The following is a 21,858-nucleotide window of genomic DNA, read 5'->3' on the forward strand; positions in this document are numbered from 1 at the left end:
AGTAACACAAAAGGGGAAAATACAAAATAAGCTTTTCCGGTTTATCCGGGTTAGGGTATCTCTCATACAGCTTTACGCCCCTCCCCACTATGATCTGGCTGTCAGCCATGCTCATTAACAGCAGGTCTTTGGGGCTTAGTGCCGCAAGCACACGGTAGTCATTCCCGTTCATGTTGTGCAGCACTTCCCCGGCATGGAAAGAATGTTCCACACGCTCATAGTGCAGACAGGGGGACAGGGAATGTCCGTCTGTATTCAGGTTGTATATCCGCAGGACATCAATACAGTCCTCAGAGCAGCGTTCCGCATCAAAAGACCATTCGCCGTCATTAAAATGCCCCGAAAGGAATTGCCTTAATTGCGGCTCCCCTCCGCAGAATGACGCATGGATACTCTTGTTTGCCGAAAGGTACAGATCACTCCAGTCCTTCTTATCTTCCCTTGTCCCATACAGTGTGCTTACCACGCCTGCCATATCCTCTGCATACCCGCCCCATAGCTTCAATGCCTCCCCCATATAGTCCGTAAGGTTCAGCAGATAGTTGGTTTCCGTCCCTTTCCGGTTTTCCACCACCATAATCATATCTTCTAACTTCATGCTTTCCTCCTTTTATCCGAATCGGGCAGGAAACCCCTGCCCATGCGCCGGGTGTCCGTCAGCCTGCTGGCATATTCCTCCGGACACCCGTTTGCATAAAAAGCAGCCCGTTTATCGGCACTGCCCTATCTCCATGCCAAACTGGAACAAAGAAAGCTGCCCGTTTCCCTGCACCTGTTCCGGCGCTTTTTTCTTTTCATCTATCAGTTGCATCATCCGTGTGGCACACTGGGCAAAGGACTCCAGATACCCCTCCGGTCTGCCCGCATGTCGGCGCATTGAAATCAGATCCCCGTCCTTTATGGCTCTTGCAAGTCCTGAAGCATAACCAAGCACGTTATAAAGGCTTATCTGCTTTGCCTCTTTTTCTGTCAGCATATCCTTGTTAGCAAGAAGATACAGGAAGTTGGGATCAGAAATATAATATTCCAATGCCTGCGCCGCACCGTCCTTTATCTCCCCCGCTCTTGCCATATAGCTGTTTTTTACCTCCGGCGGCAGCTCACGGTAGAAAATTTCAGGGTATTTTTCATAATCAGCACCGTACTCTTCCACCATCCTGTTTTTATAATACATGATGTGGTTCCTCACAAGGTTCATATTCGTTCCGTCCGCATAAAACGGATCACTGCCGCCATGTTCTTTCAGGTATTCCCACTGTGCAAAAGAACTTGCAAGTTCTCCCGCAAGGTTTTCATTTTCTTTCTTTTTTCCCATACGCACCGCCTATCTCGGTCTGCCTATGAACACAATGGAAGAACGCCCCTGCACTGGTCTGTACACAACGCCAAGACGTGTATTTGCTGCCTCCACCACCTTTCCGTTGCCTGCATAGATCGCCACATGCGAAATGTTCATAAAGCGCCCGTTCCTTTCATAACTGTAAAATATCAGGTCCCCCGGCTGCATCTCGTCATAATTCACAAGCAGGTTATTGTCATAACAGAGTTTTCCCTCACTTGCCGCCGTATTGGAACCCTCGTACATGATGCTAACCCCTGCACTGCGCCATGCATAGTAGGCAAGCGAGCTGCAATCATAATAATCCCCGCTGTCACGGTATGCCTGACTGTACGGATAGCCTACCTTTGACAGTGCAAACGCCACTACCTTCTTTCCGTTTTCATCTGAAATGGCATCCACGATTGCCTGATACTGTTCCGGCGAAATCGCTTCTCCCGGATCGCCGCCCCCTCCGCCGCCAGTATAACCGATCATCGCAAGGTATTCCGGCTTCATCAGTTCGGCAAGCACCGCCTGTTCTTCCGCATTGAACCCATAGGCGGAAATCATGTCATAACACGTTTTCAGTTCCACGTTGACCTCTTTGACCGTCGTGGTTGTCGTGTTACCCTCATCATCAGTGTCCGTATCCGTCCTGCTGGTAATGGTATAGCTGCACATATCATCAAAGACGGCTTTCAGGTTCTGCTTTGCCTTATCCGTCATATCCGTTGCCGTATCGCCGTCGCCGTGCTTTACCATGTAGACCATGAGAATGTCACAGAAATTGTCCGGTGTGCCGGAACCCTCAAAATTGATATAGATTTTTTCACTGGTATCATAACCGTCATGATTTTCCAGTTGCTCCCTGACTTCCTCATTAAACTCTGCCACATATGCTGAAAGGACTTCCTGTGTCGTTTCTCCCGATGATATGGACGGGAAGAAGATTGCAAACGGCGAATTGTAAATGACTGCTATAACTGCAATAATAGGGAGCGCAACCAGAGCCACCAGCGCAAACAATCCGATCAGGAACAGCCCGACATAACGCACGATGTACTTTGCCATCATGGAAAAACGCAGCATCACGATGTCTTTTAAGGCTTTCCCGATATTGTCCTGATTTTCTTCCTGCCGCAGTTTTGCCACAAACAGCTTTATCATACGGTTCCTTGTGGAATTTTTCACATCACGCTTATCCATAGCAATCCCGACAGCCTCACCCGCCGCAATTCCGGCAAGTACGCCGCCTGCCCCTGTGCCTGCTGTAGCCGCCGCTGTTTTTGCCGCAGCTTTTGATGTTTCTTTCGCTACTTTCTTCCCTGTCTCTTTTGCTGTTTCCTTTGCCGCCGTCTGTGCAGTTTTCCTTGCTGCCTTAACCGCACTTTCCTTTACTGCCTTTTCCCTGATACGGCTTCTGGACTGTTTTTTCTTGATCCTCTGCTGTTTTTCCTTTGCCGCTTTTGAACGGTAGAGATTCCTGCCCGCATCGACGGCATTTGTGGCAGGCTTTGCCAGCGCATCAGCCGCCATATATGCCTCATACACTTCATTTCCGCCGTCCATTTCATCTAATGCGGTCTTAGCCGCCACGGAAACAACAGCCGCAGACACCGGGGGTTTCTTTTTGATTGCCGCCTCCTTTTCCGCTTTCGTTTTACGGTACGAAGCAACCCCTGTCTGCTTTGCATACATACGGTTTTCACGGTTCACGGACTGCCGGACTTCCTGCTCTTTCCCCTGTCTGCCCTGCATGGGTGTGTCCGCATATCTGTCCTGTATAGTCCTGCTTTCTCTCCTGCCCTGTACAGTCCTGTCCTGAAATGTTCCGTAGATGTTCCCGCTTTGCACGTTTTCGCTGCTGCATCTGTGCTGTGCAGTTACATTTTCTTTTCTGCCATACATAGTTCCGCTGCTGTTTCTGCTTTGCACATTACCGTTACCATCTCTGCCCCGCATGGGTGTGTCCGCATATCCGCCCTGCGCAGTCCCATTGTCTTTTTTGCCCCTGTATTCCACGTTTCCAGCAGCCGTTTTTGTCTGCCCTGTCTTTCTTTTATCCGTAACATGGACAGAACTCTTTTTTAACTTTATCTTCCCGTCTGCTGCCACGTTTTTCTCTGCCACGGTTCCTGCAATCTTCGGACCATGCTGGACGGTAAGAACATTCCTGCCCTTGATTTTTGTTTCGGGTGTTCCCTTTATTTTCAGTTTGGGCTTTTCCTTTGTGTGGATCACCATAGGCTTGTCATCCACTTTTTTAATGTTCAATCTGCCTCACCTCCGTTTCAGGGCAAAAAAAACAGCACCTAAACCATATGGCTTAAATGCCGTTCAGATTGCCCTTTCTTTCCGCTGCTTTGCTTCATGCGTAAACCCCGGATCGTATTTTCCATCCTCAAGATTATTTATGAATACTTCCTGCCTGCCCGTCCCAAATTCTTCATACATCGCTTTTACCGCTTCACTTTTGATACTGTCGGTTGCAAGCGCATTTTGTGACAGCGTGTAGAACAGATTGAACTGGTTTTGCAGCCGTGAACGGTGTTCGTCCAGCTTCTTCATCTGTCCGGGCATTTCATACTCCTGTTGTGACCTTTTATCCGTGCTGATGCCCAACCCTTTCAGGCAGTCAAGGCAATTTTCGGAACATCTCTGTTCATCAAATTTCCATTCCTTATCCGTGTTGTAGCTTCCCCGCAAAAATGCTTCAAGTTGCTTTTCATCTGCACAGTACCTTGCAAAAAGTGTCGTGTTCTCCGCAAAACAACTCTCCATCCACTTTTCTTTTCCTCCGCACGTCCTTCCAAGTGTTTCCATATCCTCCGCAAGTTCTTTCAATGACAGCCAGCTCTCTTTCACTGCAAAATCAATGAAATCAAGTAAATCCATAATAGAATTTGTCTCGCTCCCTTTGTGTTTTTCCGTCACAAGAATCATATCCGTAATATTCATAACAGCCTCCAATCTGTAAGGGCAGAGCCATAAGCCCCGCCCTTAACCCTGTATTGCCAAAGTGCGACTATCTACTGTTGTTCAGCATTCTTTTTCTTCTCCATTGCGATTTTCTCATGGATATTGGTATTATACAGGTTATAGAGGTCTGTCCCTTTTTCAATGGTATTATCGAACGGGATTACCACGTTTCCGCACTTCATAAGCCCCATTCCGCTTGACGTATTGGTTACAAAACGCAACTGCGCCTCCGACACGCCGATTACTTCTGCCATGCGTGAACTGTCTGTGTTCGCCTGTTTCAAGAGCGCCACGAACTCCGAGTTTGCAAGCATGGTTGTAGCCGTGTAATTTTGCAGCAAATCCACAATGTTCTGCGTGATACCTGTACACAAGCCGCCCTGTTTTCTCACTTTCTTCCATAACTGCTGTAAATACTTAGCGGAATACTCCGAATTTAACAGCACATGGAACTCGTCAATGTAGAGCCATGTTGCAATGCCCCTCTTGCCGTTTGCAATGATGCGGTTCTGTATGCTCTCCATCATTACAAGCATGGTAATTGGCGAAAGTTCCGTACCCAAGTCACGGATTCCATACACCGTAAAGCGGTTATCCACATCCACATTCGTCTGGTGGTTGAAGATATTCAGTGAGCCGTTGACAAACAGTTCCAGTGACAGTGCTATATCCCTTGCCTCGTCCTCCGGCTGGTTCATCAGTATCTCATAGAAATCGGACATGATCGGCACATATTTCTCCCTGTTCCTTGCAATCTCAATGTAGAGCTTGCGCACACAGCGGTCAATAATGGACTTCTGCCTTGAATTAAGGCTTTCCCCCATACACTGTTCACACAGTCCGAGCATAAATTCCCCTTTTTCCCTTATCATGCCCTTGCTGTCGTTAAGGTCAAGGCTCCATACGTCCATATCAAGCGGATTGACATAGTTATCCGTGTAGGTTGACATATTTACCACCGTGCCGCCGTAAGTCTGCGCAATGTCAAAGTATTCATTCATCGGATCAATGACGATAATCTCATCATTGCCGGAGAGGAACACGTTGCCCATCTCCATTTTACAGAAGAATGACTTGCCGGAACCGGGAACGCCGAATACAAAGCCGTTGCCGTTAATCAGCTTTTTGCGGTTCCCGATATTGATGTTCTTTGACACCTGATTGATACCATAATAACAGCCCTGTTTGTCGTTCAGTTCCTGCACGTTGAAAGGCATCAGCACCGCAAGGCTCTGTGTCAGCATGGTACGCATGGTTTCCACCTGTCTGACACCAATCGGCAATGCGGTATTTAAGGACTCCCTCTGCTTCAGATAGTGTTCCTCTATCGTGACGGAGTTGCGCTTTCCTATGGTCTCCACCGTTTCCGTCATGCTGTCAAGTTCCTCTTTCGTGTCTGCCATAAGGATAATCGTTACGGACACATAATAAAGGCACTGGTCATTTTCCCTCACATCGTCCATGATCTCCTCAATCTCTTTCTTCTCAATCCGCTTGTTGTATGAGATTTCCGATGAAAAATCATTGTTCTTGTTCCTCACACGCTGCTGCTTGATGATGTCCGATTCAATGCCGAGGTATTTCTTCTGCAAAATCTTTGTTGTCATATCCTTTGGGATAGGCACTACATCAATGCTTGTGATGGAATGTACCGGAAGGCTTGTGATCTCATTCAGGAAACGGTCTGAAAGGCTGGACGGGTATTTCTTGATGAACAATGCACGGCAGAATTTCTTCTCGTCCTTGAAATAGTCCGGGTAAAACTGTATCATGCCGTTGCACAGGTCATTGCGGAAGTCCGCACCGACCTTTTTCGCCTCCCTGATGTCAAAGTCAAAGCTGTTCTCATCCCCCAAATGGTAATAGTCATACAGTACCTTGATACGCTCATTGCCGGAAAGCGGCACAATCTCAGCGCCCAGTTCCCCGAATGCCTTATGCACCGACGCTTCAATGGTTGCAAACTGCGCCTTTGCCTCCTCAAAGTTCTTGCGTTCAATGGTAATGGTAAGATAGCGTTCCTGCTCAATCCCCTGCCTGCCCTCATGGATCTTCTGTTCCATGATGTCGTTGTAAATCCTGCGGAAACCGTCATATCCATCATCCTGCCGCTGTAAGAACACATAGTCCCTGACCTGCTCCATGTCCTTGTTCTTATTGTTGATTGTGATTTTGAAACTCACATCAAGCGAATTTAAAAACTTGCAGTACCGCTCAAAAATGTCAATCTGCTCTGTTTCATTTGTCGTGGTATAATTGATGTCCTGAAAACGGTAACACTTGGAGAAGCGGTTCCTTGCCACTTCAAAAATGCCGTTCTCTGCCACCTTCATGATCTCAATCGTCTGTTGTATGGATTTCGGTGCCTTGTAAAGCGGTTCGCTTGCTTTTTTCAGCTCCTTAAACCCGTCTGCAAATAAGCCCAAATCTGACCTCCTTTTCTATGCCATAAAAGGCATTGCAGCCGGGAAATCCCGGCTGCATGATACCGGAACTTCCCGACCAATAAAGGTCAGTTATTCCACTTATAGTTGCTTTGTGTTTTTCCTAATGTCTGATTCTGTACACGATCACGCCTGCTGCGGCTGCGATGACTGCAACAACAGCCACGATTTTCCCTGTTCTCTTTTTCATATGCCTGCCTCCTTTCCTTTTTTATGCGTTCCTTAATGCTTTGCCCTGTAAATGGCTGTGCCGATAACGGCTCCCACTACTACTGCAACGATCCCTGATGCTACTTTCACTGCTTTCTTCTTCATCATTTTCTTTTCCTGCCTTTCTTATTTTTTTTGCTTGTTTTCTTTTTCCCGCTGTCTTTCTTTCTGCCCTTCTTTTTATCTGCCTTTTTCACAGCTTCCTCCTCCATGCGTATCTCACGGATTGTTTCCTCCCCTTCGGTGGACGCATAGGCAAGCGGGCGGTTGGCAAAGAGCATACGCATCTTTCTTCCCATATACTCATAAAACCCCATCCCGTTGAACGAATAGAACCCTCCGAGCGCTATCGGAGCGGCAACCGGGATTGCCACATATACACTGGGAGTAAGACCGATATAGCGGTACAGTAACAGCACGATTCCGCCGCCTGCCGCAACCGACGCCACGGAGAAAATAAGCTGCTTTGCCGTCAGCCCCATGACAACGGATTCCTTGTAACGGTCTATATCCTTGTTGATTTCAATTACCATCTTTATACCTCCTGTCTGTTCCTACCTGCTCTTTTCTTTTTTCTCCGGCTTCCTGTCAAATCCGTTTGCCTGCTCATATGCTGCCATTCCATCAGGGCAGAGTCCACGCATCTTTTCCGCACTGAACAGATAAAGGGGATAACTGCAATAGCCGCTCCTCTGCGTCATTCCCGTAAACTCCGCAATCCCGTTTTTCACAAGGAAGTCCTCAAGCTCCGGCATGTTGTTCGTATCCACAAAGGCACAGTAGGGCGGTACGGAAGAAAGCAGGTTTACCGTCACATCGCCGTAAGGCTCCGGGAACCCGTCCTCCTCTGTTGTCATTCCTACATAAAGGCTGTTGTTATCCACATAGGTGTTGACGGTCAGCGTTACATTCTCCGTAGTCCCAAACTGGGTTTTGAGTTCCAGTGTCCCCTCCGTTTTTTCTTCCTGCCCCTGTTCTTTTTCCTCTGTCTGCACTGTTTCCGGTTCCACTGGTGCATATTCCGAGCCGTTCCGCTCCATGATCTCTGCAAACTGGCAGATGTGGTACAGGTTATTGCCGACTTCCGTATGGTATTCGTCAATATAACGGCAGACACGCTCCTGTTCACCGCCGTCCGAATACCTGATTTTGATTTTCTCCCCATCTTCAATGCGGAACAGCTCATTATACTTGCTGTTGATGAACCGGATACCCTTTTCTGCTTCACTGATATGGTGGTCCAGCCATTCTTTCACATAACAGTGGATTTCAACATTGTCACTGTCTTTTTCAGGATTGCAGTGTACAAGGTATGCGAACTTTTCTGTTTCCACACGGAAACCGTACTCCGTCCCCGGAAAACCTTTTTGGGGATGCTGCAGCGTAAATTCACGCATGGCATCCAGATTTTCCAAAACACTGTATTCACCGGAACAGAGGGCTTCCTGTAAATCTGCCTCAAATTCCTCTGTTTTCAGCCGACTGCTTATTTCATGGAAAACGGAATGAAATTCATTGTCTGCCCCATATCCGCCCTGCAAAATTCCGATGCTTCCTGTCTGTCCCCGGATCTGCATACTCTGTTTGTAAGCGTATTTCTGTTCCGCCTGTGTCAATGGTCTTATTTCCATACTGCCCTCCTATAATCCTAATGCCTTGCTGGTAAGCGACTGCGCCCCTTTCACGCTCCCCACTGTAAGGGCAATCGTAAAGGTCATCTCACACAGATATATGAGTGTTTTTGCCCAGTCCGAGTAGCTGCCCGTAAAGGACGGAAGCCCCGCACTGATGAACGCATTGCACAGCATGATCGCCAGCGCCATCGTGACCGCCTCAAACACCACGGATAAGAAATATTTGGCATAGGTGCTTGCCGTGTTCGCCACGTTCCGGTTGCCCGCCAGCGTGGAAAAGGCAATGGAGCCGATTGGCACGATGACCATGATTTTCAGGAAACGGAAGTAGACCGTGTATATCATAAAAAAGCCGCAGATAATGACAATGACGCTCAAAAGCGCTGCCAGTATCAGCATGATAAGCCCCTCACCGAAACCTAAATCCTTTATGACCTCTGCCTGTGTGCTGTCAATGATAAGCGTTGTGTAATTTCCCGCCGACAGTGCGTTCACAAGGTTCCCGATTGTATTGAAGAACGCTTTCATTATGGTCACGTTGTTTGCCACGAGCCATTCCGAAAGTCCGAGCCTTATCAGCATACGCAGGATCACTTCAAAACGCATTTCCTCACGCACGTCCACGCTCTCCGAACAGAACCCTATCACGAAGAACAGCACCACAAGGGAGGAACCCACTGCCACAAAAATCGGCTGCACGCTTTCCACCAGCCCCCACGGACCGCCGCCTTTAAAACTTACTGGGGACTGCCCCAACAGGGCAAATACAAGGCTTACCTGATTGTTCCAGAAACCAAATACCATTTCCAGAAGGTCAAGTATCTTTTCCCCTAACTTGAAAATATCCACTTAATCCTCACCTCTCTCCTTTCCGGGAAAGGGCAGCGCACCGCCCTCCCCCTGCTGCTGTTTTTTTCTTAGAAACCGAGAAAAGTAAGAACTGTGGAGATACCCGCCATCATAACCCCGGCTACAATGCCCTTTAATGCCGAGTTCATGGTTGAGGAATCCTGCTGCTGGTATGCCTGTGCAAACTCCATGACGTTCTTTGCAAGGATAATGACGCCCACCGCACCGATGACTGCAATCACAAGCGTCTTTAAATTGTCAAGGGGCTGCGTGATCGCACTGGTTCCTGCACCTGATGCAAACACTGTCATAGGCAGTCCGCCCACTGCAAGGTATGCCGCACCGCAGAATGCCGTCACTGCTTTCTTTGCCTTTGATAATCTTCCCTTTCCTGCCTTTGCCTCTGCTGCCATTGTCTCTGTTCCCATTGTACCTGTCATAATCTCTGTTCTACGCATAAAAATAATCTCCTTTTCCATTTTGGTTTTTAAATTGTTGCTGGCTGCTCTATCAAAACGGGGATTTCCCCGTAATACTGTTTAATCGGGCTTTCCCCGATACGTTTCTGCTTTAACCACCGCCTTTCCATAAAAACTGCACTAATCCCCTGAGTGCCGCACTGTCTGGAATGTCTTTCTGATCTCCCGCATCTTTATGACATCCGTTTCCGGGTAGAATACCGCCAGTATGGTTTTTGTGGGCATTCCGAGCGCAATCATCCTGTGCAGCTCGTCTTTCTGTTCTTTGGAATACTTCCACTGCGCCATACGGTTCATAATGGTATCTTCGCCCTCCAGCCTGCGCCCTCCAACTTCCTGTTTTGGTACAGCCTCCTTTACTGCCTGTTTCTGCCCCGTATGCACATCTTCCTGTTCCGGTCCACTCTCCTGTTCCGGTTCCTCCTGTGCATACATGAGTTCATTGTCCTGCTCCCTGTTAAGCTGCTCTTTTTCTTCCTGTTCTTCCATGCTGGTAAAGCGTTTCTTCATGCCTGCATCAGTGAGAAGCTCAAAATCCTTGTAGTCAATCTTGTCAATGTAGACATTTTCGCCTTTCTTTTTCAGTCCCTCATAATAGGAAAGGGCTTTCGGCGTCAGCAGTTGGTAGGGCTGTACCTGCCTGTCCCCGCTGCCGCCCGGAGCATGGACATACGGTTTCCCTTTCCCGTCGGCAGTCTGGTCAAATGCCGGATGCCCGAACGGGATAAACTTGCTGTCCATGATCGGATCAAAGCCACGGATAAAGATAATGCATTTCTTGTTGTCAAGTTTCCGCACTTCGTCCGGTGTGAAAAGTTCCCTGCCAAGCACGTCATAATTGCGTGAGGAACTCCCCTGCCTGCCCTTTGTCTCGCCGCTTGATTTCTTGTCAATCGTGCCTTTTCCGAGCAGCTCCGAGACATACTTATGCGTACTCTGCTCATTGCCGCCGAGGTAGATGAACGTGTCGCAGTTGCCGGGTATGGTTTCCCATGTGTCCTTGAAAAGCGCCTTTAACTGGGCGAAATTCTGGATAATGATGATACTGGAAATCTCCCTGGACCTCATGGTTGACAGGAGGGAACAGTAATCATCCGGCAGTGCGACGTTTGCAAATTCGTCAAGCATGAAGGTTACATGGATCGGGAGCCGCCCGCCGCAGTTGAAATCCGCCTGATAGTAAAGCTCCTGAAAAATCTGTGTATAAAGCATTCCGATGATGAAGTTGTAGGACTTGTCGGAATCCGGTATGACGCAGAAAAGCGCCGTTTTCGTCTCCCCGTCCCCGTTTACGCCGATGCCGAGTTCTGCAAGGTCTAAGTCGTCCCTTGACAGCAGCCGGAGTACCTGCTTGTTTTCAAGGAAGGCAAGCCGGGAGTTTGCACTGATGATGATGGAACGGACGGTATCGCCCGCACCACGCATACACTTGTTGTACTGTTTCACCGCAGGGTGCGCCGAGCCGAGCTTTGAAGTTTCCTCCAAAAATTTCATGCGCACGTCCAGTCTTGAAGGCTTGTTCTGTTCCGTCACTTCCGCCTCCCCCAAAAGCTGCAGGACTGTCTCAAAGTTCCTCTTTGCGGGCGGTTCTTCCAGCCACACATAATAAAAGATTGCCTGTAAGAACAGCCCTTCCGCCTTTTCCCAAAAAGGATCGGAGGGAGTTGCGCCCTTTGGCGTGGTATTGCTGATAAGGTTGGTAATCAGCTTTACAACGTCCGTTTCCTCACGGATATAGGAAAAGGGATTGTAACAGTCCGACTTTTCCATTTCCAGAAGGTTTATGACCTTTACGCTGTAACCGTTGTTTTTTAACATCTCCCCGCAGCTTCTAAGGATTTCCCCTTTTGGATCAGTACAGATAAAGGAACAGTTATGCGGCATCTGCATCAGGTTCGGCTTTACCTCATAAAAGGTCTTTCCTGCACCGGAACCGCCGCATATCAGAATGTTCCCGTTGAGTTTCAGCCGCCGGAAGTCCAGCGACATCTTCACGTTCTGGCTCAGAATACGGTTGAAATTCACGTCCTTGTCCGCCAGTATCTTATTTGCCATCTGCGGCGATTCAAACCTTGCCGTTCCAAACTCTTTTCCCGGCATGAAATTACGCTGGCTCGTGATATACATTAAAAGGGCGGTAGCATAGACAATTAAGGCTATCACTACCGCTTTTAAGGTTGTTTCATTATAATAATTTGCAAATGGTTCGGCGCACACCCGGTTGAAGGACTCCAGAAAGGCGTTCATTTCCATTCCCGGCTCCCATGCGCCGTTTAGCAGATACCCCGCATAGGCACAAAGCACTGCCCCCAGTACGACAAACCACACGGATACTTTTTTCTTGTTCTGCACCATAGGCGGCTACCTCTTTTTCGGCGCAGGCGCTTTTTTCGGTGCAGGCTTTTTCTTGCGCATAACTTCCTGCTCCTTTGCCTTCCGCTCCATATCCGCATACCGTTTCCGCACCTCTGCGCTTACCCTGTCATAATGCCCGTCATAAAGTTCTCTGCCCTTCATGGTGCCGACTACCCTGTTATCTTCGGAATATATCTTGTAATCCTTGTCACGGTCAAGGAAGGTCAGTATGGTCTTGCCCTCATGGATCTCCATCGCCCTGTCCTTGTTAATCCAGATATACTGCGCATTTTCTCCCCATGTCCCCGGAATCCTTGTTTTTATGGCATGGTCATTTTCCTCCGTTATCAGTTTCTTTGTAATGGTGATGTCGGTAAGTTCCGGGTTCTGTGCGGCGGCTACTGCCTGCATACGCTGCGCAAGCTCACGGTATCCTTTCATGCGGCTTAAAAATACTTCCTTATCCATAAGGACTTTATGCTGCCCGCCTTCCTCTTTGGACAGGACGCCGATCCGCTCAAGCTGCCCCACTACTTTTTCCGCCTGTTCGTTTTCAAGGCTGAAATTTTCCTTTACTTCCTCCACACTGATGCTCTTTTTCTCCATTGCATAGCTGCCGACTTTTTCAATCAGCCCTTCAAGCGCTTCGCCCGCCCTTGCCGCTTCCTCAGTGTGGAGGCTGTCGTTTCCCTTTTTCTGCTCTTTCAGAAAAGACAGCACCTTATCCATTTCCTTTTCATCCCCGTTTTTGAGGTAATCGTCAAACGTGGCAATCCTGCCGGATTTCAGTTTCTGTATCATCATGTTTACCCGTGGGACTGCCTCCGTGTGGAAGATGATCTCGCTCATGCCGTCCTTTTTATTGATGTCGGGCAGCACGGAATAGAGAAGCCCGTATTTTTTCGCCATCTTCTCCACTTTTTTCGTGTCCTCCGTGGGAAACTGGAACACCTGCAAATCCCCGCCTTTCATAAGGAGCCTGCGCATGTCCGTCTTTCCCATTGTTTTTTCATGGTCCATGACTGCAATCAGGAAGTCAACCGCCTTTTTCATGCCCTCAATGGTGCCGCCACAGACTTTCATTGCGATCTCTATCCCGTCATATCCGACACGGATAATCTGCACCGCCTCCTGTATTTCTTCCGCCATACATTCCACCTCCTACAAACTTGCTTCTTTTTTAACACGTTCCTGTACTTTTGCGGTATCCGTCCGCCTGATTTCATCCTCGCTCATGGAAATGCCGCAGGCAGACAGAAGTTCCGATAAGGTCTTTACTGCCTGTTCTTCCTGCACACGGTACATTTCAAGCGATATGAGCAGGTTTTCAATCCTCTGTATCCAGTCCGGCACAAATCCCGTGAGCGTCTGGTATTTCCTGCATACGGCATCCCTGTCTGCGCCTGCATCCGAAAGCTCGTCAATCAGCTTATTGGTCAGTTCCTTATCATTCGTCCGTAAAGCGAACTGGACTACAAACTCCTTGTCCCGCTCCGTCATGGATATATTTTTCTGCCGGAACAGTTCCGCCGTTTCTGTTACTGCTTTCAGCCCCATTGCTGCGCCTCCTTCATCTTATTTTCGTAGACTGCGATGTTTATGATCTCCTCCATCTGCCCTGCCGGGATTTTGCTGTTGATTAACACAAGCAGCTGTTTCTCCGACAGCCCTTTCTCAATGGCGTTCCTTATCTGTACAAGCTGTTCCGGCGAAAGGTCTTTTTCCGCAAGCAGCTTTACGATGTCCGTTTTCTTCTTGAAGAACAGCCGTGAGAACATGGAACCCATCACGCTCCCCCTGTCCTTCCTCTCCGTGCGCTCCACCGGGACAAAACGGATAATATTGCCGTCCTTATCGACAACCGCAGCATGGTATTCGATTCCGGGATAAAGCGCTGATTCCGGAACACCGGGCGCACTGCGTTCTTCCTGTGCTTCCGGCTCCTTATCTTTTTCCGGCTTTTTTGGCTCCGGCGCTGATTCCGGTTTCTCCCTTACTGCTGTTTTTACCTGATCTTCCAACGCTTTCCGCTCCTTCCTTATTTCTTCTATTTCCCTGTGCAGCCTTGCAATCTCCGCTCTCGCCTCATTTAGTTCGTTCTGCTGTTTTTCCAGTGTCCCGTCCTTTTCGGAAAGCTGTGCAAGGAGGTTGTTCTGTATCTGTGCATCCTGCCCTGCGGTTCCGATTTCTTTCAGCTTCTCATTTAAGGCGTCATACCGTTTCTCCTGACAGGAAATCTTTTCAACCACCTCACGGATCTGCTCCATCAGTTCCTTTGCATACGCCGTATCCTGCCCGCTCACTGGCTCTGCCTCTTTTATCCGGCAAAGCACCTGTGAGAAAAGGCGCTTCATGGTATACGCCGTGTTTTCCGCACTGGAAATCACCCCGGTTATGGTATCCATCGGAACCCCTTTTTCATAGAACTCAAGCGCCACCGCCATCTGCTCGCCGCTTAACCCCTCTTTTAAGATTGCCGCCTTTTCCTCTTTGCTGTAACCGTTGCGCAGACATTTGGAATACACACACATCTGCCTGTAATCGTACCTGCCATTGCTGTATTCCTCCGTTTCCTCCTTTGTCAGCCCGAACCGCAGGTCATCCTCTATCAGCTTCAGGATTTCCCCGGTATACTTCGGGTTCTGTTTCAGCCTGCCAAGATATGCTTTCAGATCCATGCCGCTAAGCACCGTCCGTTCCTGCATAAAACCTCCAATCCTGCCCGTTTTGGGCAAAAATTAAACAGCCGTTTCTGGCTGTTACGCTCATCTGGATTTTTCTTTTCGTTCCCTTTCCTTTTCCTGTTTCTTTTCCGGCTCCGGTTTTCCCGCCCTTTCTCCTGCCGTAATCTCCGCAAGGATACGGGCGGCGATCCTTTCCTCTTTCGCCACAGCCTTCTCCTTTTCCCTTATCCGTGCGATCTCGCTCCGGTAATGTTCCTTAAATTCCGCAAGCTGCCCTGCCGTATACCCTTCCTTTGCAAGCCTTGCCGACAGTTTCACATATTCCTCATGCTCTTTCTCAAACACGTTTTCCCCACGCTGGAAACAGTTTTCGCACTTTTTCAGTTCTTCCAACTGGTCTGCAATGTCAAAGAGCGGCTTCATTCTCGCACGTTCCTTAAATATACGGCTCTTTTCCCTTGAAGTCTCTTTCTTTCTGCCTGCCATCTGCAAATGCAGCTCTTTTATTGCATTTTCCGTCTGCCCCTTATCCCCGGTCACGTTATGCCTTACAAGGAAAAGGTAATCTTCCTGTAACTTCTGCATCTTCCTGATGTCGTCACGGTACTGCCATGCCTTGCTGTACGGGCGCTTCTTTAAAAGCCCTGTTTTGTAGAGCCTTGCAAAATAGCGTTTCTGTATGCCGGACATTTTCGCCCTTTTATAGCGTTTTACCCGGCACCGCACGATCCTTGTCTCCTGCACTGCCTGTATCTTCTTATAAGAAGAAAGGCTCTCCTGCACAATCCGTTCCCGTATGCGTTCCTCCGTGTAATTTTCCCCAAGCGATTTGCACCGACGGAACCTGCTCATGCCCATAGGCTTGATTGCAAGGTACTTTCCTTCTGTCCGGTATGCGTTCTTTATCCCATACCCCATCTCAGAAAGCACGGATAAAAAGGACTCATAGGTTGCCGACTGAATGATTGCTGCGTCAATGTCACGCTTTATCATATCCGCCCAAACAAATTTCCCGTCACGGAAGTCATTCCATTCCTTATAATTTTCAGATTTCTTTGCCCTGTCCTCCGATATTTCAATCGTTGAAAGACCATATTCTTCACACAGGCGGTTCGTTATGGGCTGTATCTCCTTTGCCCAGTCCCCTTTCTTATAACGGTATTTCCTGCCGTCCCGGAAACTTACGCTGTTGAAAATGATGTGACCGTGGATATGGTCCGTGTTGTCATGCACCGCATACAGGGCTTCATAGTCTTTTCCGAGATATTCCTTTGCAAATTTCCCAATCACTTCAAAGGCAGTATCCGCATCCACTTCCCCCTCCACAAAGGATATGATAAGGTGGTATCCCTGCCTCTGGTCTGTCTTTCCAAACTGTTCCTTTGTCTGCCGCATCTGCTCATACACCTGCTCCTGCTGGCAGTTCAGGGAACCCACAAGCCGCCCGCCGCCCGTTTTCTCCGGCACAGTGATATAATTAAGCGCCTGTTTCAAGTGTTTCCCCGCATACCCTGCGCCGCAGTCCCCGATATAAAGTATCTTGCTGATTGCCATTTTTCACGCCGCCTTTACCTTGTTTTCCCTCTGTCCTGTTTCTTTTCTGGCTCCATGACATACTCCTGCAGCTCATGTGTACAGGGTGTATATTCCTTCATTGTTTCAAGACAGAAGAAAATATCCGCTTCCTTATCCGTGGATGCCGCATAAAACCCCTCATAAGAATACGGGTGTTTCTGCTTCCCGTCATAATCTGCCTCCATCATGCCAAGTTCGTCGTCACGTCTAAGCCGCCTTGTCTTTTGGAAAAAGTCCCCGTCCTTTTCCGTGAACTGGCGAACCGGCTTGAAATGACAGCCCTGATAGAGAAAATAACCGTTTTCTCTCAGAAAATTTTCACGCAGGAGTTTCTCCTGTGTTTCTGTCAGTGTTTCCTTCAAATGGTTCCCCCTCCCCTACACGCTGCCGCCTATCTTATCCGCCGCCTCCCTGACTGTCAGATTGAGTTTTTTCATATAGGCGCACAAAAGCTCCCTGTCCTCTGTGCGGTACAGCTTTGAATTATAGTTCCTTGTAATCTGGTTGATATTGTTCCCGATTGCGTTGACCTCATTGATCAGGTCTTTTAAAAGGATACGGATTTCAGGGTAATCGTTGGGCTTCTGCGATAACAGCAGCCGGATATATTCAGATTCCTTCATCCCTCTTTCCTGTGCCTGCTTTTTGAGTCTGTCCGCTTCCTGCTGTGTCAGGCGGAAAGGCTTGATGATGTCCTTTTTTTCTGCCGCCATCTACCGTGATCTCCCTCCGTTCTTCTTTAATGCAGGGGAAACATCCGGGAGCAGGTCCTCACCCGCTTTTATCTGGTCTGTCATTTTCCTGACAGCGGCATCAATCCCGCCCTCCCTGCTCATATCCTCAATCAGTGCTTCGGCAAGTGTTACCGCAAGCGCATCAATCTCTTTTCCGTACTTTGTGCGGTCAAACATCTTATCCAGTATTTGTTCATCTTCACGCAGGGAATCAAGACAGCTTTTCTTATTTGCAAAATCAATCATATCCTTTGGGTTTGTTACTGCCGCTTCCGCATCCTTTAACATTTCAAAATTCCACTCTGCAACTGCATCGACTGCATCATCTATGGTGTACGGCTCCCAGTCCACCTTATCCTGTCCGTTGCACAGATCGCCACGGAACATCTCACCGTCCATGTGTCCCAACAGATAACCATGCCCTTCCATGTAGCCAACCAGCTTCTGCCCTTCTTCCTCTGTTATGGGGAATGTCTCTTTGACAAACTCTGCAAGTTCTTTCCCGTCCTTGAAACTTCCCGGCTCCCGCCCTCCTATGACCTGTGAAAGATACATCTGCTCGCCCGTGTACCCGAAATCCTCATATCCGAATTGCAGGGCTTTTTCTTCCCCCAGTTCCAGTTCCTCCGCAAGAAGCACCGCACCAAAGTAATTTACCCTGACATTTTCCTCCACAGACACCGGGAACCCGCCGTCATCGCCATGCCGCAGCTCATAGCAGTGCATCCCCTCCGGCACTGTTTCCTTATCCACACGCAGCTCCGTGAAATATCCCTTCCTGCCCATCAGGTCTACTTCCTCAAGCACCTCTTTTCGCACGTCCACAATTTCCATCTGCATCCACCTCCTTATCCGTATGATAGAAAGCCCATGATTTCCGCCCCGCCCAAATTCCGATAGGAATTTGCCAGATACGCACTTTGTAATACAAGTGCCTCTGGTTAGGGGACTGCCCCTAAAACCCCGCTTCATATATGGATATAACTTAAAATATCAGTTCATATTTGTACTTTCAGTTGACTTTTTGAGTTCATTTTCCTGCTTTCAACTGATTTTTTCAGTTACCCATTCCGAAGCCGCACCTCCGGTTCCTGCCATGATTTTCCATGTGGACTGAATTTTTCAACTGATTTTTGCGTTTTCAACTGAATTTTTGCAGTCACTTTTTCCCTTTCAGTTGACTTTTTCAACGCACTGCCGCTTTGGGCGGCACAGGAGCGGAAATACACCTTTTTGCAGTCTGGAGCCACTGGTTATAGTCCTTGAACGGCTTCGGCGGCGGGCAGTCCTCCACTTCATAATCCAGCCCGTAGTATTTTTCCATGAGCGCCTCCGCCGCTTTCCTGCCCGGCTCGTCATTGTCAAGGCAGAATGAAATCTTTCTGACTTTCGGGTGTTCCTCTAAAAAGGTAGCAAGCGGCGCATCGGAAAGCATCCCAAGCGCCAGCTTGTTTGTCACATAATCGCCACGGATCTCCACATAGCTCATCAGGTCTATTGCCGCCTCGAATACCATGACTTCATCACTCTGCCCATACCAGATGTTGAACCCGTAATTCTTGTCATTGCCCGCCACATCGCACTTAAAGGCTTTCCCTTCCCGGTCAGACACACCTCTCATGCTTGCAAAGCGTGTTTTGCCCTGCACATCGTTCCCCTTAAAGACAATGTTGTGGTGACTGCGTTCCTCATAGATCAGTCCGCAGCTTACAAAATAATCCACCGTATGCCTGTCAAGCGCCCTGTCCCCTGTCAGGTACGAATACAGATAGTCATTGTTCTTTGCACGGGCAGGGAGTACAAAAGGCTTTTTCTTTTCTTCCTTTTTTTCCACATACACATTGGCGCTCTTTTTTTCCCAGTTCCCGTCCCTTTGGTATCCAGAAAAATCAAGCAGCCAGAAAACAGCGTCCTTGACTTCCATTCCCGCAAAGACACGCAGAAAATCTATCTGCGAGCCGCCGTTGTTTCCCCTCTCATGTTCCCTTGACCACCGGAACCAGTTCGTGCGGTTGTAAATCCGTATCGAATCCATTTCTTTCAGGGTGTGGTATCTGCCTATCTTTTTCACGGTGTAGCCGAGACTTGCCGCTACCGCCGTCAGGTCAACGCTCTTTGCAAGCGCAAGTTCCTCTGCCGTAAAACTTCTTCTTTCTTCCATCGCATCACCTTGCTTTCCCTTTTTCCGCTACCATTGCCGTTTTCCCAAAATCCAGTGTTTTATAGTCTGTAGAGAGGTAAATTTTCGGGTGTTCCAGCATCCCTTTTTCATTAAAGCTGAAATACTGGCTGTTGTCGCCTCCCACGATCACATGGTCATGCAGCGTAATCCCCATCAGGTCCGTCAGTTTCAGCATCCGGTCAGTAAGCATGGTATCCTGTTTGGAGGGGGTAAGGCTGCCGCTCGGATGGTTATGGACTATGATCATCTTCGCCGCATTGGATAGGATGCTTGCCTTAAAAAGCTCCCTCGGCTCTGCAATGGTCTGATTGACTGCCCCCATGCTTACAATATTACAGTTGATAGGGGTTCCATCCGATTTCAGGTTGATGATACACAGCACCTCCCTGTCCATTTCACATAAAAAATCCCCCACTACCTTTACGGCATCTTCCGGGGTTGTGATCTTATGGTCTGAAAACAGCGGCGCATCCTTTACCAGCCTTATTGATACCACTTCCAAATTTAAAGGGTTCCTGTTCCTGCATCTGCATTTGTTTCCTCCCCTCCCGGCTCAATACGGATAATAAATTCTCCCTCCTGCCGCTGCACCAGTTCCAGCAGCTCCTTCATGGTCAGTTCTTTTGGCGTTTCTTCCATATAATCGCAATCCTCCTATCTGGACTGTTTTTTCCCGTCTGTGCGGTCATGCGTTGTGCCATTCCCATCAAGACGCTTGTTTGGAGTGTCCGTTGCAAGCAATAATGTCTGCTGCTTACTGTCATAGCGGTACACCTGATTGGAAAGCCGCTCACTAAGCCTTATCCTTGACATGTTGTTTTTTTCCACCAGTTCTGCCAGTTCTTTCGGTTCTACCCCTTCTGTCGGTACTGCCATAACTTCATGGACTGACAGCGGCAGGATATAAAGGTCACTCCCCAACCGTTCCGCCAGTCCATGAATGACATCCCCGTAAAGCATGGAAACAGCGCCGTTGATACTCATTTTGTTGCTGATGCAGTAAATCGGTGTCTGTATGGCATTACCCATCTCCCGTGCTGCTTCTTCTGAAAAGCCGCCGTCCATGAACATTTCCACAATAACGTCCTTTAAAGGCTCCGTTGTTGGCGGGAAAAACCGCCTTGTGTTTTCCACCGCCGCATGGAATAATTCTTCTTCCCCCATGCCGATCCTTTCTGCCATTTCCACAGTGACCGGGACTGATTCCACGGGGTTTCCGGTATCTATGACATACCTGTATATGATTGATAAATCCTCAAATTCCCTGTGCGGCATATATCCGAGCATTTCACGGTTCTGCTGTGTATTGACCAGTGACATTACTATGCTTTCCGGTGCGCCTTGCAGGTTGATCCTGCTGTTCTTCCTCTCTGCCTCCCGGCAGGCTCCCGCCATATAAAATGCCGTAAGTTCAAGTGTCCCCTGCAGATCGCCGGATTTTTTGTACTCTTCATACACATGGTTCAGATACACCGTTGGGTACAGTTTATCCGGAAGGCAGTCAGGCGGCACAAGATGGAATGCGTCCAGAGTTTCGTTCACTTTCCCCGTCCTGTCAGCCCGTAAGGAATACCCCGCAAGTTCATCCGGCATAAGGCTCATGAGTTTTTCCCTGACCACATCCTTGAACATTTCATAATCCATCATAAAAACCGTTGCCTCCGTTCTGTACCTGCAAGGAACGCCGCCCTATCTGGACTGCTTCGTTTCATAAACAAGCCCCTGTTCTGTCACAACGCCGTCCAGCCTCTTGTTTGGCGTGTCCGTGGCAAGCGTGATCTTCCGCAGGTCTTTGTCGTAGTGGTACACCTGATTGGAAAGCCGCTCGCCAAGTTCCACCTGAGCCATGTTTACCTCTGAAACCATTTGAGCCAGTTCTTCCGGTTCTCCCATTTCCACAGACACGGCAATAACTTCGTGTACGGAAGAGGGCAGGATATACAGGTCTGTCCCCACGCTCTCCGCCAGATTGTGCAGCTTATCCTCATAAAGCATGGAAGCCGCACCGTTTATCTTGCTTTCATTTGTAATAATCCACATGGTCATTTCCGGCTCCTGCTCCCCGACCATGAGGTCTGCCAGCTCCTTCGGCATACCGTCAGCCACAAATATATCCCTCATGACTTCATTCATGGACTGCACCACGGGAGGCATTATGCGTCTGGTGTTTTCCGCAGCAGCCTTGAATAACTGTTCTTCATCCATTCCCATTTCTTCTGCCAGTTTGTTACGGATCACCGTACTGTACATTGACTTATCATCTGTATTCACCACCCATCGGTAAATAATGGAAAGGTCCTGAAATTCCCTGTGCGGCATATTGCGCAGCATATCTTCATTCTGCTTTGTGTTTATAATGTAGCCCAGCAAATTAAAGTTCCTGTCTCCCGCACAAAAACGTCAAATTAAAAT

The 21,858-nt window shown here is 48.6% G+C and carries 21 protein-coding genes and 1 pseudogene; all 22 read right to left on the reverse strand.

The features are described from left to right. Positions 1 to 598, reverse strand: a pseudogene (locus E5329_RS23515) (hypothetical protein); the annotation flags it as partial. A gap of 111 nt (positions 599 to 709) precedes the next feature. Then, positions 710 to 1,315 carry a hypothetical protein gene (locus E5329_RS23520; RefSeq protein ID WP_135991732.1) on the reverse strand — a complete coding sequence of 202 codons (606 nt, stop codon included), beginning with the start codon at positions 1,313 to 1,315 and terminating at the stop codon, positions 710 to 712. A 9-nt stretch (positions 1,316 to 1,324) separates the two neighbouring features. Next, positions 1,325 to 3,595, reverse strand: coding sequence for a C40 family peptidase (locus tag E5329_RS23525; protein WP_135991733.1), 2,271 nt, complete (start codon positions 3,593 to 3,595; stop codon positions 1,325 to 1,327). A gap of 63 nt (positions 3,596 to 3,658) precedes the next feature. Next, positions 3,659 to 4,279 (reverse strand): hypothetical protein, encoded by a 621-nt coding sequence (locus E5329_RS23530; protein WP_135991734.1) that lies wholly within the window; start codon positions 4,277 to 4,279, stop codon positions 3,659 to 3,661. A gap of 71 nt (positions 4,280 to 4,350) precedes the next feature. After that, complete coding sequence (locus E5329_RS23535) at positions 4,351 to 6,726, reverse strand: VirB4-like conjugal transfer ATPase, CD1110 family (RefSeq protein WP_135991735.1); 2,376 nt, start codon at positions 6,724 to 6,726, stop codon at positions 4,351 to 4,353. Between the two features lie 332 nt (positions 6,727 to 7,058). Then, positions 7,059 to 7,487 carry a PrgI family protein gene (locus E5329_RS23540; RefSeq protein ID WP_275443662.1) on the reverse strand — a complete coding sequence of 143 codons (429 nt, stop codon included), beginning with the start codon at positions 7,485 to 7,487 and terminating at the stop codon, positions 7,059 to 7,061. Positions 7,488 to 7,508: 21 nt separating this feature from the next. Beyond that, positions 7,509 to 8,585: a DUF4313 domain-containing protein gene (locus E5329_RS23545; protein ID WP_135991736.1), complete on the reverse strand. Its 1,077-nt coding sequence runs from the start codon at positions 8,583 to 8,585 to the stop codon at positions 7,509 to 7,511. A 9-nt stretch (positions 8,586 to 8,594) separates the two neighbouring features. After that, positions 8,595 to 9,437, reverse strand: coding sequence for a hypothetical protein (locus tag E5329_RS23550; RefSeq protein WP_135991737.1), 843 nt, complete (start codon positions 9,435 to 9,437; stop codon positions 8,595 to 8,597). 68 nt (positions 9,438 to 9,505) lie between these two features. Then, positions 9,506 to 9,895, reverse strand: coding sequence for an electron transporter RnfA (locus E5329_RS23555; protein ID WP_135991738.1), 390 nt, complete (start codon positions 9,893 to 9,895; stop codon positions 9,506 to 9,508). A gap of 141 nt (positions 9,896 to 10,036) precedes the next feature. After that, on the reverse strand, positions 10,037 to 12,271 hold the full coding sequence (locus E5329_RS23560) for a VirD4-like conjugal transfer protein, CD1115 family (protein ID WP_135991739.1): 2,235 nt from the start codon (positions 12,269 to 12,271) through the stop codon (positions 10,037 to 10,039). A gap of 6 nt (positions 12,272 to 12,277) precedes the next feature. Then, a complete protein-coding gene (locus E5329_RS23565) occupies positions 12,278 to 13,420 on the reverse strand; it encodes a PcfB family protein (RefSeq protein WP_135991740.1) in 1,143 nt (380 codons plus the stop codon). Positions 13,421 to 13,432: 12 nt separating this feature from the next. After that, entirely contained in the window at positions 13,433 to 13,828 is a 396-nt protein-coding gene (locus E5329_RS23570) for a hypothetical protein (RefSeq protein ID WP_135991741.1), read from the reverse strand. After that, a complete protein-coding gene (locus E5329_RS23575; RefSeq protein WP_135991742.1) occupies positions 13,819 to 14,976 on the reverse strand; it encodes a hypothetical protein in 1,158 nt (385 codons plus the stop codon). The genes E5329_RS23570 and E5329_RS23575 overlap by 10 nt, the downstream gene beginning before the upstream one ends. A 60-nt stretch (positions 14,977 to 15,036) precedes the next feature. Then, positions 15,037 to 16,509, reverse strand: coding sequence for a relaxase/mobilization nuclease domain-containing protein (locus E5329_RS23580; RefSeq protein ID WP_135991743.1), 1,473 nt, complete (start codon positions 16,507 to 16,509; stop codon positions 15,037 to 15,039). A gap of 14 nt (positions 16,510 to 16,523) precedes the next feature. Continuing rightward, on the reverse strand, positions 16,524 to 16,892 hold the full coding sequence (locus E5329_RS23585; protein ID WP_135991744.1) for a hypothetical protein: 369 nt from the start codon (positions 16,890 to 16,892) through the stop codon (positions 16,524 to 16,526). Between the two features lie 15 nt (positions 16,893 to 16,907). Beyond that, positions 16,908 to 17,243 (reverse strand): plasmid mobilization protein, encoded by a 336-nt coding sequence (locus tag E5329_RS23590; RefSeq protein WP_135991745.1) that lies wholly within the window; start codon positions 17,241 to 17,243, stop codon positions 16,908 to 16,910. Further along, positions 17,244 to 18,098 carry an LPD28 domain-containing protein gene (locus E5329_RS23595; protein WP_135991746.1) on the reverse strand — a complete coding sequence of 285 codons (855 nt, stop codon included), beginning with the start codon at positions 18,096 to 18,098 and terminating at the stop codon, positions 17,244 to 17,246. A 352-nt stretch (positions 18,099 to 18,450) separates the two neighbouring features. Beyond that, positions 18,451 to 19,425, reverse strand: a complete 975-nt coding sequence (locus E5329_RS23600) for a DUF3991 and TOPRIM domain-containing protein (protein ID WP_135991747.1) — start codon at positions 19,423 to 19,425, stop codon at positions 18,451 to 18,453. A gap of 4 nt (positions 19,426 to 19,429) precedes the next feature. After that, entirely contained in the window at positions 19,430 to 19,942 is a 513-nt protein-coding gene (locus E5329_RS23605; protein ID WP_275443665.1) for a JAB domain-containing protein, read from the reverse strand. 8 nt (positions 19,943 to 19,950) lie between these two features. Continuing rightward, complete coding sequence (locus E5329_RS31015) at positions 19,951 to 20,085, reverse strand: hypothetical protein (protein WP_275443663.1); 135 nt, start codon at positions 20,083 to 20,085, stop codon at positions 19,951 to 19,953. Positions 20,086 to 20,100: 15 nt separating this feature from the next. After that, complete coding sequence (locus E5329_RS23610) at positions 20,101 to 21,093, reverse strand: DUF5688 family protein (protein ID WP_135991749.1); 993 nt, start codon at positions 21,091 to 21,093, stop codon at positions 20,101 to 20,103. A 42-nt stretch (positions 21,094 to 21,135) separates the two neighbouring features. Further along, positions 21,136 to 21,816 (reverse strand): DUF5688 family protein, encoded by a 681-nt coding sequence (locus tag E5329_RS23615; RefSeq protein ID WP_275443664.1) that lies wholly within the window; start codon positions 21,814 to 21,816, stop codon positions 21,136 to 21,138. Between the last annotated feature and the right edge of the window lie 42 nt (positions 21,817 to 21,858).

Origin of the sequence: Petralouisia muris (assembly GCF_004793545.1) — a bacterium.
Lineage (GTDB): Bacteria > Bacillota > Clostridia > Lachnospirales > Lachnospiraceae > Petralouisia > Petralouisia muris.